The sequence below is a fragment of the Luteimonas sp. R10 genome, from assembly GCF_045689605.1.
GTDB lineage: Bacteria > Pseudomonadota > Gammaproteobacteria > Xanthomonadales > Xanthomonadaceae > Luteimonas.
Genome location: NZ_CP141262.1, coordinates 3,779,141 through 3,793,718, shown reverse-complemented (window position 1 = coordinate 3,793,718; position 14,578 = coordinate 3,779,141). Strand labels below are relative to the sequence as shown.

Here is a 14,578-nt window from a genome sequence, read left to right as displayed (position 1 = left end):
CTAGCCGAGCAACCCGCGCACCTTGCGCAGCGCGGCGACGAAGGCGTCGATCTCCTCGTGCGTGTTGTAGAACGCGAGCGAGGCGCGGCAGGTGGCGGCGACGCCGTAGAACTGCAGCAGTGGATGGGCGCAGTGCTGGCCGGAGCGGATCGCCACGCCTTCCAGGTCGAGCAGGGTGGCCAGGTCGTGCGCGTGCGCGCCCTCGACCAGGAACGACACCACTGCGGCCTTGTCCGGCGCGTTGCCGAAGATGCGCAGGCCGTCGACCTTGCCGAGCTCCTCGCTCAGGTGCGCCAGCAGCTCGGCCTCGCGCGCCTCGATCCGCTCCAGGCCCAGCGCCTGCAGGTAGTCGACGGCGGCGCCGAGGCCGACGAAGCCGGCGATGTTGGGCGTGCCCGCCTCGAACTTGTGCGGCGGGTCGTTGAACACGGTGCCGTCGAAGCTGACCTCGCGGATCATCTCGCCGCCGCCGATGAACGGCGGCATCGCCTGCAGGTGTTCGCGCCGCGCCCACAGCGCGCCGGTGCCGGTCGGTCCGCACATCTTGTGCCCGGTGAACGCGTAGAAGTCGCAGCCGATCGCGGCGAGGTCGACCCGGCGGTGCGGCACCGCCTGCGAGCCGTCGACCACGGTGGCCACGCCGCGCCTGCGCGCCTCGCGGCAGATCTCGCGCACGGGGTTCACGGTGCCGAGCAGGTTGGACACGTGCGCCACCGCCAGCAGCTTCACCTCCGGCGTCATCGCTGCGTACAGCGCGTCTAGGTCGAGCGTGCCGTCGTCGTTGATCTCGGCGACCCGGATCGTGGCGCCGGTGCGTTCGGCGACCAGCTGCCAGGGCACGATGTTGGCGTGGTGCTCCATGCGCGAGACCAGGATGACGTCGCCGGGCTTGAGCCGCGGCAATGCCCAGGAGTACGCGACCAGGTTGATGGCGAAGGTGGTGCCGCTGCACAGCACCAGTTCGTCGGCACGCACGTTGAGCAGGCCCGCCAGCTTCCCGCGCGAGGCCTCGTACGCCTCGGTGGCCTCGCTGCCGAGCTGGTGCACGGCGCGGCTGACGTTGGCGTTGAAGCGGCGGTAGTAGCCGTCCATCGCCTCGATCACCGCCGAGGGCTTCTGCGAGGTGTTGGCGTTGTCGAAATAGACCAGCGGGCGGTCGTGCACCGCGCGGTACAGCAGCGGGAAGTCGGCGCGGATCCGGCCCCAGTCGACGTCGTCCTGCGTGCCCGGCGCGGGAGCGGCGACATCGGTGGCATGCGGCATGTTCATGCCGGCGCCAGCGCCTGCAGGGCGCGGTCGAGATGGGTGTCGAGCGTCTCGCGGGCGGCTGGCGCCGCCGCGGACAGCGGTTCGCGCGCGAACGCGGCGGTCAACAGCCGGCGGGCGTCGCCTTCCGGCAGTCCGCGCGTGCGCAGGTAGAACAGCGCCTCGGCATCCAACCGGCCGACGGTGGCGCCGTGCGCGGCCTGCACCTCGTCGGCGTGGATCACCAGCACCGGCTGGGTGTCGATCTCGGCGCCGTCGGAGAGCAGCAGGTTCTTGTTGGACAGCTGCGCGTCGCTGCCGTCGGCACCCTCGTGGATGGTGATGCCGCCATGGAACACGGCGCGCCCGCGGCCGGCGCCGATGCCCCGCCACAGCAGCCCGCAGATGGTGTCGCGGGCGAGGTGCTCGATGCCGAGCCGGGTATCGAGGTGGCGGCGACCGGTGGCCAGCAGCACGCCGTTGGCGGTCAGGTGCGCCCCGGCGCCTTGCAGGCGCACGTTGAGCTCGTGCCGCGACAGCGCGCCGCCCAGCTCCAGGTCGACGCGCTCGTAGCGCGCCGATGCCGCCAGCACGGCCTCGGTACGCAGGAACGCGGTGGCGCTGTCGGCACCGGACTGCACGCGTGCGTGCAGCAGGCGGCCGCCGCTGCCGACGTCGATCTCCACCAGCGCGTTGTCGAGGTGGCGGTGCGCGCCGGGGGCGATGTGGTGCTCGACCAGCTGCAGCGAGGCGCCGTCGCCGATCGCGATCGCGTGCCGCAGGTGCCAGGCCAGTTCCCGGTCCGCCTGCGGTGCGCCGATGAAGACCAGGTGGACCGGCGTGTCGATCCGAGCGCCGGCCGCGGCCCGCAGCATCACACCGTCGTCGGCCAAGGCGATGGCGAGCCGCGCGAACACGGCGTCGGCGCGGTCGTAGCGGGACGCATGCGCATCGTCGAGGCCGGAACCGGCTTCGGCCTCGCCGGCGCGGGGGCGCAGCGTCAGTCCGTCCGGCAATGCGCCCAGGTCGGAGAGCGTTTCGGCATGGCGGCCGTTGACGAACACCAGCCGCGGCGACGGAATCCCGGCCAGCAGCGCCGGGTCGACGTCCGGCACGGCATCGGCGACGGCGAAGGTGCGCCGCTCGAGCGCCCGCAGCGGCGTGTATTTCCACGCCTCGCTGCGCGGGCCGGGCAATCCGTCGCGCAGCGCGGCATCGAGCGCCGCGCGACGGCGTGCATCGCCGTCGAACCCGGCGGCGAGCGAGTCGAGCAGCATGCTCATGCCGCGACTCCGGAATGCCGGTGCGGGACGCCCGCAGAAACGGGGTGGAGCGACTGCAGGTTCATGCCGCACCCCGGCCCGCCGGCGTAGCCGTCGGGCGCTCGTCAGCGCGCAGACCAGTGGTCTGCAAACGCGCTTCCTCACCCGGCGCGATGCGGTCCTTGACCCAGGCGTAGCCGTGCTCCTCCAGCTGCAGCGCCAGCTCCGGCCCGCCGCTCTCGACGATGCGGCCGTCTGCGAGCACGTGCACCCGGTCGGGCCGGATGTAGTCGAGCAGGCGCTGGTAGTGCGTGATCAGCAGGAATGCACGCTCGGGGGAGCGCAGCGCGTTGACGCCCTCGGCGACGTTCTTGAGCGCGTCGATGTCGAGCCCGGAATCGGTTTCGTCCAGGATCGCCAGCTTCGGCTCCAGCACCGCCAGCTGGAAGATCTCGTTGCGCTTCTTCTCGCCGCCCGAGAAACCCTCGTTGACGGCGCGGTGCAGCAGGCTGTCGTCGAGGTGCAGGGTGCCGAGCTTCTCGCGCACCAGCTTGAGGAACTGCATCGAGTCCAGCTCGTCCTCGCCGCGCACCTTGCGCTGCGCGTTGAGCGCGCTGCGCAGGAAATAGGTGTTGTTCACGCCCGGAATCTCCACCGGGTACTGGAAGGCGAGGAACACGCCGGCGGCGGCGCGCTCCTCCGGCTCCAGCGCCAGCAGGTCGCGGCCGTCGTAGGTCACCGAGCCTTCGACGATGTCGTAGCCGCCGCGCCCGGCCAGCACGTTGCCGAGCGTGGACTTGCCGGCGCCGTTCGGCCCCATGATGGCGTGCACCTGGCCCGGCTGCAGTTCCAGCCAGAGGCCCTTGAGGATGTCGTTGTTGCCGACGCGGACGTGGAGGTTTTCGATCTTGAGCATGCTCATTCCGGTTTTCAAAGCCCCTCTCCCGTCGGGAGAGGGGTTGGGGTGAGGGTACGGCGAAGTGGTGATGGTTCGGTTCGCTGCCGCTTCGCCGTACCCTCATCCGGCGCTTCGCGCCACCTTCTCCCGGAGGGAGAAGGAAAAAGCGGCTTCATCCGACACTGCCTTCCAGGCTGACTTCCAGCAGCTTCTTCGCCTCGACCGCGAACTCCATCGGCAGCTCGCGGAAGACCTGCTTGCAGAAGCCGTCGACGATCAGGCTCACCGCGTCCTCCTCGGAGATGCCGCGCGAGCGGCAGTAGAACATCTGGTCGTCGGAGATCTTCGAGGTGGTCGCCTCGTGCTCGACCGTCGCCCCGGGATTCTTCACCTCGATGTAGGGGAAGGTATGGGCGCCGCAGCGCTTGCCGATCAGCAGGCTGTCGCACTGGGTGTGGTTGCGCGCGCCGTCGGCGTTGCGGTCCACCTTGACCAGGCCGCGGTAGGTGTTCTGGCCACGGCCGGCGCTGATGCCCTTGCTGACGATCTTGCTCTTGGTGCGCTTGCCGACGTGGATCATCTTGGTGCCGGTGTCGGCCTGCTGGCGGTGGTGGGTCAGCGCGACCGAGTGGAACTCGCCGGACGAATCGTCGCCCAGCAGCACGCAGCTCGGGTACTTCCAGGTGATCGCCGAGCCGGTCTCCACCTGGGTCCAGGTGACCTTGCTGCGATCGCCACGGCACTCGGCGCGCTTGGTGACGAAGTTGTAGATGCCGCCGCGGCCTTCCTCGTCGCCCGGGTACCAGTTCTGCACGGTCGAGTACTTGATCTCGGCATCCTCCAGCGCGACCAGCTCGACCACGGCGGCATGCAGCTGGTTCTCGTCGCGCATCGGCGCGGTGCAGCCTTCCAGGTAGGACACGTAGCCCTTGTCCTCGCAGATGATCAGGGTGCGCTCGAACTGGCCGGTATGGCCGGCGTTGATGCGGAAATAGGTGGACAGTTCCATCGGGCAGCGCACGCCCTTGGGGATGTAGACGAAGCTGCCGTCGGAGAACACCGCCGAGTTGAGCGCGGCGAAGTAGTTGTCGCCGGTCGGCACCACGCTGCCCAGGTACTGCTTCACCAGTTCCGGGTGATCCTGGATCGCCTCGGACATCGAGCAGAAGATCACGCCCTTCTCGGCCAGTTCCTTCTTGAAGGTGGTGCCGACCGAGACCGAGTCGAACACCGCGTCCACCGCCACGCCGGCCAGGCGCGCGCGCTCGTGCAGCGGCACGCCGAGCTTGTCGTAGGTGTCGAGCAGTTCCTGCGGCACCTCGTCCAGCGAGTTGTACTTCGGTCCCTTGGGCGCGGCGTAGTAGCTGATCGACTGGAAGTCGATCGGCGTGATCTTCAGCTTGGCCCAGTGCGGCACCGGCATGGTCAGCCAGTGCCGGTAGGCGGCCAGGCGCCACTCGGTCATCCACTCGGGCTCGTTCTTCTTCGCCGAGAGCGCGCGGACGACGTCCTCGTCCAGGCCGGGCGGCAGCGAGTCGGATTCGATGTCGGTCACGAAGCCGGCGGCATAGCGCCGGCCGAGCTGCTCGTGGATTTCCAGGTTGCGGATGGGTTCGATGATTTCGGTGGCCATGGGGGTGGGCTGCCTACGTGTGTTCTGTTCCGTAGAGCCGAGCTTGCCCGGCTGAGCGGTCTCCGGAGCCGAAGCAGCGGAGCAAGCTCCGCTCTACGTTGGGGTGGGGGCGAGGCGGGCGGCGATCCGTTTCGTGCCGGGGGAGGAGGGTGGGAGCGGCGCGTCGTCGAGCATCTGCGCCAGACTGACGCCGCGCAGGGCATCGGCGACCACGTCGTTGATGCGGCGCCAGTTGGCGCGCACGCCGCACTGGTGGGAGATGCCGCACAGGCCGTCGTCGAGGCTGCATTCGGTCATCGCCAGCGGGCCTTCCATCGCCTCGACGATCTCGATCAGGCTGATCGCCGCGGCCGGGCGCGCCAGCCGGTAGCCGCCGTGCGCGCCGCGGAAGCCCTCCACCAGTCCAGCCTGCGCCAGCGGCTTGAGCACCTTGCTGACCGTCGGCGCCTCCAGGCCGGCACGCTCGGCCAGGTCGGCCGCGCACAGCACCGTATCCGGACGCGCGGCGAGCACGGTCAGCACGACGGTGGCGTAGTCGGTGAGGCGGGTGACGCGCAGCATGGCGGCAGGGCTCCGTAAAACGTACCGAAATTGTACGCTTTCTGGCCGCCAAGGCCAACCGCGCCGCGCCGAGCAGGCCCCTCCGTGGCGACGAAGCAACCCCGTCGCCACGGGCGGCCGCCAATGAATAGCCGCGCCAGGCAATCGAGGCCGCTCGGCCTGGAGCCGATGCCTGATGCGGCTATTCACTGACCTTGCCCCGTGGCGACGGTGAGACCGCGTCGCACCGGATGGGACTACTTGGCGCGGCTCCGGAACCAGCGGCGCCCGGGCCGGGGCATGCTCCCGGGCTCGGTCCGCCATCTGTGGCGGACTCGCCGCCGCAGGCCCGTGCCGCTTCAAGGACCGGTCCGGCCCGGCGCAGCGCGCCGGGCGTTCGCACAGGCCGCGCGGCAGTGCCGCGCAAGCGGCCCGTGCTCACCCATGGCCTGCTCTGTCCGCATACCCCGGTCCGGGATACCCCGGCCCGGGCGCCGCACCGGCGATTCGCTTTCGGATACTCGGAAGCCCTCCCACCGAAGCCGATACGGGTTGGAGCGGGAGCCGTGCCGCGGGGATTGCGGAGAGCTGACCATGGATGGTCAGCGGCCCTGAGTCCGGCCATGGATGGCCGGACCGAAGGGCGGAGCAATCCCCGCGGCGCGGCTCCCGCCTCGGCGCGGCAGACCGAAGGAGGGCGCTTCAGCCAGAACAGCGTGAAGCGGCTATTCATTGGCGCCGCCCCGTGGCGACGGTGTGACTTCATCGCTGCGGTAGGGGCTGCCTGGCGCGGCTATTCATTGGTGCTGCCCCGTGGCGACGGTGTGACTTCGTCGCTGCGGTAGGGGCTGCTTGGCGCGGCTATTCATTGGTGCTGCCCCGTGGCGACGGTGTGACTTCGTCGCTGCGGTAGGGGCTGCTTGGCGCGGCTATTCATTGGTGCTGCCCCGTGGCGACGGTGTGGCTTCGTCGCAGCGGAAGGATCTGCCTGGCGCGCCATTGGCGAATCGTGACCGCTTGCACCACAATGCGATTCCCGTCCCGCAACCGCAGCGACTCGATGCCGAAGAAGAAAGGTAAGAAGAAGAAGATCGAAGCCCGCCTGTCGCCGATCCACGGCAACGGCGTCTTCGCCACCGAGGCGATCGAGAAGGGCGAGCGCATCATCCGCTACAAGGGGGTACTGCGGACCCACGAGGAGGTCGACGAGGAATACGGCGAGATCGACGAGAACGGCCACACCTTTCTCTTCACCCTCAACGACGACTATGTGATCGACGCCAACGCGGGCGCCAACATCGCGCGCTGGATCAACCACAGCTGCGACCCCAACTGCGAGGCGGTGATCGAGGAGGACGAGAAGAAGCGCCCGCACAAGGACAAGGTCTTCATCGAGGCGGCCCGCGACATCGCCGCCGGCGAGGAGCTGACCTACAACTACGGAATCACCCTGGACGAGCGGCATACGCCCAAGCTGAAGAAGCTGTGGGGCTGCCGTTGCGGCGCGAAGAACTGTACCGGGACGATGCTGCAACCCAAGCGCTGACCCCGCTCCGCCTTCCGCTCGCGGTCGCGGCGATTGTCCGTCGCGCGGCCGCGGTCGGCTACAGGCGTTCCTCGCGCAGCTCCGCCGACGCGATCCGCCACGTCCGTTGTTCGGCGCTCGCCCCGTCCACCACTGCCCGCCGTAGCACGTAGTGGCCGGCGTAGCGGTGCACGGCGCCGTCGTCGTGGCGGGCCGTCACCGCCACCGGGATCCGCACGTAGCGCGAGCCAGCCGCGCCTTCCACGGCACCCGGCTTGCCGACCTGCACCGCCACATCCTCGGTCCGTGCGAAACCGGCGGCGAACCGTTCCTCCGTCTGTCCACTGGCCTCGCCATCGTTCGACCACAGGCGATAGGCGCGGGCGTAGCCGCCTTCGTCGATCGCAGCGTAGTAGTCGCCGATGACGGCCACCGCGTCCTCGACCGTCGGCTCGCCGGCGCCGGTTTGCGCATCGTCCGGCGCCGCGTCCGCGTCCTCGGCGGACAGGCCGGCCTCGGGTTCGTCCTCCAGCGGCGGCAGGCCGAAATTCCCGTCCGGTGCGAGCCACGGCTCCGGCGGCGGCGGTTCGCCGCCGAGCGGGACCTGGCCCGGCCCCGGCGCGTCGGGCATCCCGGTGATGCCGCCGGCCGGCTGCGCCGGCGCCGGCAGAACCTCCGGTTGCCCGGTTCCGCGCGCGTCGGCGGCTTCCTGCTCGCCGCCGCCGCATGCGGACACCGACAGCGCGGCGGCGAAGACGAAGGCGGCAGGAAAACGGGGGCGCGTGCGCATGGCGGTTCCGGATGCGTGCGTCTACGACAGTGCGGCAAGCCTACGCCGCCGCGGTGAACCGGCCGTTAGCGGCTTTCGTCCGGCTCGGTCAGGGCGACCCGGCGCGGCCGCAGCCAGGCCAACAGCAGGCCGAGCAGGGCCATCGCCGCCAGGTCGAACGCGACCTGCTTGAGCATCAGCGACAGTGGCAGCGGCTGGCCGACATAGGCGAGCAGATGCCAGGGCACGAACGACACCAGGCCGACGGCGACGCCGAACCGAAGGCCGGTCGCGGCCTGCACCTCGTCGCTATCGTGCAGGCGGCGGTACAGCCAGGTCATGGCGAAGCCGATCGACAGGTAGGCGACCAGGATCCAGCCGAAGCGCGCGTTGGCCTCGGGCTGGCTGCGGTACAGCGACGCGTGGGCGAGATAATCGGCGCGCAGCAGCAGGCCGTGGACCAGGAAGCCCAGCAGCAGCGCGGCCATCGCGACGACGATGCCGCAGACCAGGAAACGCTTGTCCATACCGCCCCGCGGTGATGCGCCGCCATCGCGGCATCGCTGCGATGCTAACGCCGCGCGTGGCGTGCGTCGACGCGGGCGCTTCAGTCGGTTCCGGCCTCCGCTTCCGCGGCGGCCGCGAGCAGCAGCGGCAGCGGGTCGTAGGCGCCCGCGGCGCCGTAGACGCCGTAGTGCAGATGCGGCGAGGTGCCGCGCGCGTTGCCGGTGTCGCCGACGCTGCCGAGCAGGCTGCCCGGCCACACCACCTCGCCGGCCGCCAGCCCCGGCACCCAGTCGTCCAGGTGCGCGTAGTAGTGCCGCTCGCGTGCCGGGCCCAGCACCCAGACCTGGCGTCCGCCGAGCCCGCCTTCGCGCACGGCGGTGACGATGCCGGGCGTGGCGCTCACCACGTCGGTGCCGCGCGGCGCGAAGATGTCGACGCCCTCGTGGCTGCGGTCGGCGCCGCGCGGATCACCGAAGGTGTCGGCGATGCGGGCCGCTTCGACCTCGCGGACCGGCATCGTCAGCGTCGCCGGCGGCGGCATCCGCGACAGCGCCCAGGCCATGCGCGGCCTCTCCATGAACGGCTGTCGCCAGGCCCAGGCGGCGGCGTAGGCAGCGGCGATCAGCACCAGCGCCCAGGCGACGATGCGGAACGCGGCGGCGCGGTAGTCCTTGCCGTGGATCGCGGGGGCCGTCGCTCTGTCCACGCGGGCAATCTAACGGCAGGCCGATGAAGTGCCCGTAGAGCGGAGCTTGCTCCGCTGCGCCTTCTCCGAAGCCGACGCGGCAGCCGAGCAAGCTCGGCTCTACGGGGGCGCCGGAAATGGGATGGTCGCGGCCATGGCGCCGGCTCAGCCGCTGCGCAGCTGCGCCTCGAGCCTCGCCTTCAGCGCGTCGTCGAGCCCGAGCTGCCGCGCCAGTTCGTCCAGGTAGGCGCGTTCCATGTAGTTCTGCTCGTCGACGGCCATCAGGCTGGCGAGGTACATCTCCGAGGCGATCTCGGGGGTGGCGGCCGCGCGCGCCACTTCGGCGGGATCGAGCGGCTTCTCCAGTTCGGCATGCAGCCAGCGCTGCACGTCGGCGCCGCTGTCCAGGCGCGAGAACTCGCCCTCGATCGCTTCGCGCTCGCGCGCGTCGATGTGCCCGTCGGCCTTGGCCGCGGCGACCAGCGCCTTGAGGATCGCCTCGCTGTGCAGCTCGGCCTGCGGCGGCGGCAGCCGGTCGACGGTCTCCGGCTCGGCCGGCTTCCCCTGCTGCTGCTTGTAGTCGCCGTAGGCCCGGTAGGCCATCACGCCGATCGCGGCCAGGCCGCCGTAGGTCGCCAGCTTGCGGGTCTTGCGGTTGCCGCCCAGCAGCAGGCCGAGTGCGCCGCCGGCGATCGCGCCCTTGCCGAAGTCGGCGTTGAGCATGCCGCCGAGGCCGCCGCCGGTCGTCCGCCCGGTCGCCGCGGCATCGCCCTGGCCGGCGCCGGCGGACTTGAGAAGATGGTCCAGAAATCCCTGAAGCTGCATGTCTGCGATCCGGATGAGATGGGGATGCAGATTGTAGACGGCGCCGGCGTCCTCAGCTGCGCTGCTGCAGCGCCAGCCTGACCCCCAGCGCGACGAACACGCCGCCGAGCGCGCGCGCGCGCCAGCGCGAGAACCTGCTGCCGGCCGAACGGCCGATACGCCCCGCCAGCAACGCCAGCGACACGCCGTAGAGCAGCCCCACCGTCGACAGCAGCAGGCCCAGCACGATGAACTGCAGCCAGACCATGCCGCGTTCCGGATGCACGAACTGCGGCAGGAACGCGAGGAAGAAGACGGCCACCTTCGGGTTCAGCACGCCGATCGCCACCGAGCGCAGGAACACCCGCCGTTGGCGGGGCTTGCGTGCGTACGGCGCATCCGCATCCACCGTCGGGCGCTCTCCCGAGCGCCAGGCCTGGATGCCCAGCCAGACCAGGTAGGCCGCGCCGGCGTACTTGAGAAGTTCGAAGGCCAGCGCCGATGCCGCCAGCAACGCCGACAGGCCCAGCCCGGCGGCAAGCGCATGGATCGTGGTCGCCGCTTCCAGGCCGAGTGCCGCATGCATGCCGCGGCGCGCGCCGCCGGCGGAGGTCTGCGCGATGATCCAGGCCGTCCCCGGTCCGGGAATCAGCACCAGCGCCACGGCGGCGGCAAGGTAGGCGAGCAGGGTGGGGCCGTCGAACAGCGTCATCGGTCGGGTCCGGTGGGAAACGGGGCCGGTCAGGAACGATTAGCAAGGACCGGGCGGTGAAGCACGCAAGCGCCACCCACGAAAAAGGCCGGGCGCTCGTGGAGCGGGCCGGCCTCGTTCATCGCATCGGGGCGGTGGTGCCGCCCCGAGCATCACGCGCGACTCAGGCGGCGGCGTCCTTGAGCTTCTTCAGCGGACGCACCTTGACCTTCACCGAGGCGGGCTTGGCGGCGAACCACTGTTCTTCCTTGGTGAACGGGTTGATGCCCTTGCGGCGCGGCTTGGCGGGCACCTTGACGGCGGTGATCTTCAGCACGCCCGGCAGGGTGAAGGAACCGGCGCCCTTCTTGCTGACCGATCCCGCGATCGTGCCTTCCAGCGCGGCCATGACCGAGCGCACGTCCTTCGCGGCGACACCGGTGGTCTCGGCGATGTGGGACACCAGGCCCGACTTGCTGAGGGTTTCCTTGATCGGCTTCGGGGCGGCCGGCTTGGCAGCGGCCTTCTTCGGAGCAGCGGCCTTCTTGGTCGCCTTTTTCGCTTTCTTCGCCATGTTTCCTGTTCCGTAATGGATGATTGGAATTGTGAGGCCGAACGGTGCCGGCAGTCGGAATGTAGGGCATGCGCGCGTCCGCGCCAATAGCAAAACGCAAAAAAGCAGGGTTTTTTTGCCGATCGCCGGCAGGGGCAGCCCGCCTTCAACGCTTCCGAAGCGGTGGCCAGCGCCACCAGCAGGCCGCCACGAGCAGCGCGAATGCGGTGTAGGCGGCCACGAATGTCCACCACGGCGCCTCGAAAAAGATCAAACGCGAAAGCCAATGCTGGACGAAGGACCCGCCGTAGGCGTCCTGTCCGGCACGGGTCCGCAATGCCTGCTCCCAGGCGGTCAGCGGGCACAGTTGCCCGAACCACGCCTGCAGCGCGATGAACGCCATCAATGCCAGGTGCGCGATGCGGAAGGAGCGATGACGCACCCAGCGCCAGCCGCGCGGCCCGCCGGCCAGGATCGCCAGCGTGCCGAGCACCACGAAGGCGACGATGCCCACGTGCAGCGCCAGGATGGCATCGGCGAGCGATCCTGCGGCGGCGGGAGAGAGTGCCTGCATGCGACGGAACTGTCGGGGTCGGCCGCGAACGCGCCGCTCAGTCCTCCTCCTGCCGCGGCCGGTAGGCGTCCGTGAGCTTCTGCTGCACCTGCGCCGGCACCGGTTCGTAGTGGCTGAAGTCGATCGCGTAGCGCCCGCGGCCGGCGGTGACCGACTTCAGTTCGGCGGCGTAGCTCTCCAGTTCCGACAGCGGCACCTGCGCCTTGACCACGATCTCGCCGCCCTTGGCGGCGTCGGTGCCGTTGATGCGCGCGCGCTTTCCGGCCAGGCCGCCGCTGATGTCGCCCATGTGCGCCTCGGGCGCGTGCACCTCGAGGTCGACGATCGGCTCCAGCACCTGCGGCCGGGCCTTGGCGACGGCGTCGAGGAAGGCCTTGCGCCCGGCCGCCACGAACGCGACCTCCTTGCTGTCGACCGGGTGGTGCTTGCCGTCGTACACCGTCACCCGCAGGTCCTGCATCGGATAGCCGGCGACCGCGCCGCTGCGCAGCACCTCGCGCACGCCCTTCTCCACAGCCGGGATCAGCTGCCCTGGGATCACGCCGCCCTTGACCGCGTCGACGAACTCGAAGCCGCCGCCGCGCGGCAGCGGCTCGATGCGCAGGAACACCTCGCCGAACTGGCCGGCGCCGCCGGTCTGCTTCTTGTGGCGATGGTGGCCCTCGGCCTTCGCGCCGATCGTCTCGCGATAGGCGATGCGCGGCGGTCGCGTGCGCACCTGCACGCCGTGGCGCTCGCGCAGCCGTTCGAGGTTGATGCGCAGGTGGAGGTCGGACAACCCGTGGATCACGGTCTCGTTGGTCTCCTCCTCGTGCTCGACCTGGAAGCAGGGGTCCTCCTCGGCCAGCTTGTGCAGGGCATTGGCGAGCTTCTGCTCGTGGCCCTTGCTGGCGGCCTCGATCGCCAGTCCGAACATCGGCCGGGGAAACTGCAGCGGCGCCAGGTGGATGTGGTCCTCGTCGTGGCTGCCGTGCAGGACGGCATCGAAATGCAGTTCGTCGACCTTGGCCACGGCGGCGATGTCGCCCGGCACGGCGCGGTCGATCTCCACGTGGTCCTTGCCCATCAGCTTGAACAGGTGCCCGACCTTGAACGGCTTGCGGCCGTCGTCGACGAACAGCTGGGTGTCCTTCCTCAGCGTGCCCTGGTAGACGCGGAAGATGCCGAGCTTGCCGACGAAGGGATCGTTGACGATGCGGAACACGTCGGCGATCACGTGCGCGTCGGGATCCGGCGAGAGCGCCACCGGCGCGGCGTCGGCGCCGGCGCCCTTGAGGAACTGCGGCGGATTGCCCTCGCCGGGATGCGGGAACAGCCGTTCGGCGATGTCGAGCAGTTCCTTCACGCCGGTGCCGGTACGCGCCGACACGAAGCACACCGGCACCAGGTGGCCCTCGCGCAGGCACTGCTCGAAGGCGTCGTGGAGTTCCCGGCCGGACAGGCCCTGCTCGCCGAGATCGAGATAGCGGTCCATCACCGTCTCGTTGACCTCGACCACCTGGTCGAGGATCTGCCGGTGCCAGTCGGCGACCGGGCCGAGGTCGCTGCCGCCGTCGGACCGGCCGAAGCAGTCGACTACCCGGGCGCCACCGTCGGCCGGCAGGTTGAGGGGCAGCAGCTCGGGGCCGAACTCGCCGCGCAGTTCGTCCAGCACCCGCGCGCAGTCGGCGCCGTCGGCGTCGATGCGGTTGACGACGACGGCGCGGCACAGGTTGCGCTCGCCGGCGCGTTCCATCATCCGGCGGGTGCCGTACTCGACCCCGGCGACCGCGTCGACGACGATCGCGACGGTCTCCACCGCCACCAGCGCCGACAGCGTGGGGCCGCGGAAATCCGGATAGCCGGGCGTGTCGATCAGGTTGACGTGGATGCCGCGGTGGTCGGTGCTGGCGATCGCGGCGTCGATCGAGTGGCCGCGCTCCTTCTCCAGCGGATCGTGGTCGGACACGGTGTTGCCGCGTTCGACGGTGCCTGCCGTGGAAAGGACGCCGCCGGCATGCAGCAGGGCTTCGAACAGGGTTGTTTTGCCGGCGCCCGGGTGGCCCGCGAGGGCGATGTTGCGGATGTCCGGTGTCGAGTAGGGCATGTGGCCGTTCCTCCCTGGGTAGGGGATAGACGAGGCCGTCATGGCTGTCCGCGGGAAAAGCGCTGCCGCCGGAGCGGGCGCTCGGCGGGCGGTCATGGCGGGAGGGCACAGTAACGCCTGCGCGAACGCAGCGTCCCGTTGCAGCGCAACAAAATGCAACGCGGACGTAACGCGGTCGAGGGTAGCTTGTCGCGGTCGGGCGAAAAACTGAGGAACGAGAAACGAGGAACGAGTCTCCAGCCCTTGCTCGTTCCTGGTTTCTCGTTCCCGCACCTTCGTCAATCATTCCATCCCGCAAGGAGACCGATCCATGGGAATTTCGCGCAACGCCACCGCACACTGGGAAGGCGACCTCAAGTCCGGCAAGGGCAGCCTCAGCACGCCGCAGAGCGGATTGCTGGACGGCGTCCGCTACGGCTTCAATACGCGCTTCGGCGACGAAAAGGGCACCAATCCGGAAGAACTGATCGCCGCCGCGCATGCCGGCTGCTTCACCATGGCGCTGTCGGCCAAGCTGACCGAGGCCGGGCATCCGCCGGAGTCGGTGGACACCCGGGCCGAAGTCGACCTGTCGATGGAGGGCGGGCCGACCGTGAGCGCGATCCGCCTGAAGACGAAGGCCAGGATCCCGGGCATCGACGACCAGAAGTTCCGCGCCATCGCCGACGACGCCAAGCAGAACTGCCCGGTGTCGAAGGCGCTGTCGGCGGTGCCGATCACGCTGGAGGCGGAACTGCTCGGCTGATCCCGCTCGTTCCGTGCGCCGTAGAGCCGAGCTTGCTCGGCTGCTCCTGGCTCCGGAGCCG

At 70.0% G+C, this 14,578-nt stretch carries 14 protein-coding genes and 1 pseudogene; 2 read left to right on the top strand and 13 right to left on the bottom strand.

The window, feature by feature from the left end; genetic code table 11:
* The 5 genes and pseudogenes from U3649_RS16515 to U3649_RS16495 all read right to left on the bottom strand — a co-directional run bounded on the left by U3649_RS16515 (position 1) and on the right by U3649_RS16495 (position 5,599).
* A complete protein-coding gene (locus U3649_RS16515; RefSeq protein ID WP_407352382.1) occupies positions 1-1,269 on the bottom strand; it encodes a cysteine desulfurase in 1,269 nt (422 codons plus the stop codon).
* Positions 1,266-2,528: a Fe-S cluster assembly protein SufD gene (sufD, locus tag U3649_RS16510; RefSeq protein WP_407352381.1), complete on the bottom strand. Its 1,263-nt coding sequence runs from the start codon at positions 2,526-2,528 to the stop codon at positions 1,266-1,268. The genes U3649_RS16515 and sufD overlap by 4 nt, the downstream gene beginning before the upstream one ends.
* Positions 2,529-2,673: 145 nt before the next feature.
* Positions 2,674-3,423, bottom strand: a pseudogene (sufC, locus tag U3649_RS16505) (Fe-S cluster assembly ATPase SufC); the annotation flags it as partial.
* Positions 3,424-3,577: 154 nt separating this feature from the next.
* Complete coding sequence (sufB, locus tag U3649_RS16500) at positions 3,578-5,038, bottom strand: Fe-S cluster assembly protein SufB (protein WP_407352380.1); 1,461 nt, start codon at positions 5,036-5,038, stop codon at positions 3,578-3,580.
* Between the two features lie 93 nt (positions 5,039-5,131).
* Complete coding sequence (locus tag U3649_RS16495) at positions 5,132-5,599, bottom strand: SUF system Fe-S cluster assembly regulator (protein WP_407352379.1); 468 nt, start codon at positions 5,597-5,599, stop codon at positions 5,132-5,134.
* A 1,039-nt stretch (positions 5,600-6,638) separates the two neighbouring features.
* Here U3649_RS16495 and U3649_RS16490 point away from each other — a divergent pair.
* Entirely contained in the window at positions 6,639-7,124 is a 486-nt protein-coding gene (locus U3649_RS16490) for an SET domain-containing protein (RefSeq protein WP_407354649.1), read from the top strand.
* 58 nt (positions 7,125-7,182) lie between these two features.
* Here the strand turns inward: U3649_RS16490 and U3649_RS16485 are convergent, their stop codons facing one another.
* From U3649_RS16485 to fusA, 8 genes are all read right to left on the bottom strand, one after another.
* Positions 7,183-7,893 carry a hypothetical protein gene (locus U3649_RS16485; protein ID WP_407352378.1) on the bottom strand — a complete coding sequence of 237 codons (711 nt, stop codon included), beginning with the start codon at positions 7,891-7,893 and terminating at the stop codon, positions 7,183-7,185.
* Between the two features lie 65 nt (positions 7,894-7,958).
* Positions 7,959-8,399, bottom strand: coding sequence for a hypothetical protein (locus U3649_RS16480; protein ID WP_407352377.1), 441 nt, complete (start codon positions 8,397-8,399; stop codon positions 7,959-7,961).
* A gap of 80 nt (positions 8,400-8,479) precedes the next feature.
* On the bottom strand, positions 8,480-9,025 hold the full coding sequence (locus U3649_RS16475; RefSeq protein WP_407354648.1) for a M23 family metallopeptidase: 546 nt from the start codon (positions 9,023-9,025) through the stop codon (positions 8,480-8,482).
* A 204-nt stretch (positions 9,026-9,229) separates the two neighbouring features.
* Complete coding sequence (locus U3649_RS16470; protein ID WP_407352376.1) at positions 9,230-9,889, bottom strand: tellurite resistance TerB family protein; 660 nt, start codon at positions 9,887-9,889, stop codon at positions 9,230-9,232.
* A gap of 52 nt (positions 9,890-9,941) precedes the next feature.
* Positions 9,942-10,580 carry a LysE family translocator gene (locus U3649_RS16465; RefSeq protein ID WP_407352375.1) on the bottom strand — a complete coding sequence of 213 codons (639 nt, stop codon included), beginning with the start codon at positions 10,578-10,580 and terminating at the stop codon, positions 9,942-9,944.
* Positions 10,581-10,743: 163 nt separating this feature from the next.
* Positions 10,744-11,133, bottom strand: coding sequence for an HU family DNA-binding protein (locus U3649_RS16460; protein ID WP_407352374.1), 390 nt, complete (start codon positions 11,131-11,133; stop codon positions 10,744-10,746).
* Between the two features lie 145 nt (positions 11,134-11,278).
* Positions 11,279-11,686, bottom strand: a complete 408-nt coding sequence (locus tag U3649_RS16455) for a DUF2784 domain-containing protein (protein WP_407352373.1) — start codon at positions 11,684-11,686, stop codon at positions 11,279-11,281.
* 37 nt (positions 11,687-11,723) lie between these two features.
* A complete protein-coding gene (gene fusA / locus U3649_RS16450; protein WP_407352372.1) occupies positions 11,724-13,772 on the bottom strand; it encodes an elongation factor G in 2,049 nt (682 codons plus the stop codon).
* Positions 13,773-14,082: 310 nt separating this feature from the next.
* Between fusA and U3649_RS16445 the strand changes: the two genes are divergently transcribed.
* Positions 14,083-14,517: an OsmC family protein gene (locus tag U3649_RS16445; RefSeq protein ID WP_407352371.1), complete on the top strand. Its 435-nt coding sequence runs from the start codon at positions 14,083-14,085 to the stop codon at positions 14,515-14,517.
* The last annotated feature ends 61 nt before the right edge of the window (positions 14,518-14,578 follow it).

Coding starts and splice junctions, on each gene's coding strand:
- U3649_RS16515 (WP_407352382.1), bottom strand. CDS start 1,269: ATGAACATGCCGCATGCCACCGATGTCGCCGCTCCCGCGCCGGGCACG.
- sufD (WP_407352381.1), bottom strand. CDS start 2,528: ATGAGCATGCTGCTCGACTCGCTCGCCGCCGGGTTCGACGGCGATGCA.
- sufB (WP_407352380.1), bottom strand. CDS start 5,038: ATGGCCACCGAAATCATCGAACCCATCCGCAACCTGGAAATCCACGAG.
- U3649_RS16495 (WP_407352379.1), bottom strand. CDS start 5,599: ATGCTGCGCGTCACCCGCCTCACCGACTACGCCACCGTCGTGCTGACC.
- U3649_RS16490 (WP_407354649.1), top strand. CDS start 6,639: ATGCCGAAGAAGAAAGGTAAGAAGAAGAAGATCGAAGCCCGCCTGTCG.
- U3649_RS16485 (WP_407352378.1), bottom strand. CDS start 7,893: ATGCGCACGCGCCCCCGTTTTCCTGCCGCCTTCGTCTTCGCCGCCGCG.
- U3649_RS16480 (WP_407352377.1), bottom strand. CDS start 8,399: ATGGACAAGCGTTTCCTGGTCTGCGGCATCGTCGTCGCGATGGCCGCG.
- U3649_RS16470 (WP_407352376.1), bottom strand. CDS start 9,889: ATGCAGCTTCAGGGATTTCTGGACCATCTTCTCAAGTCCGCCGGCGCC.
- U3649_RS16465 (WP_407352375.1), bottom strand. CDS start 10,580: ATGACGCTGTTCGACGGCCCCACCCTGCTCGCCTACCTTGCCGCCGCC.
- U3649_RS16460 (WP_407352374.1), bottom strand. CDS start 11,133: ATGGCGAAGAAAGCGAAAAAGGCGACCAAGAAGGCCGCTGCTCCGAAG.
- U3649_RS16455 (WP_407352373.1), bottom strand. CDS start 11,686: ATGCAGGCACTCTCTCCCGCCGCCGCAGGATCGCTCGCCGATGCCATC.
- fusA (WP_407352372.1), bottom strand. CDS start 13,772: ATGCCCTACTCGACACCGGACATCCGCAACATCGCCCTCGCGGGCCAC.
- U3649_RS16445 (WP_407352371.1), top strand. CDS start 14,083: ATGGGAATTTCGCGCAACGCCACCGCACACTGGGAAGGCGACCTCAAG.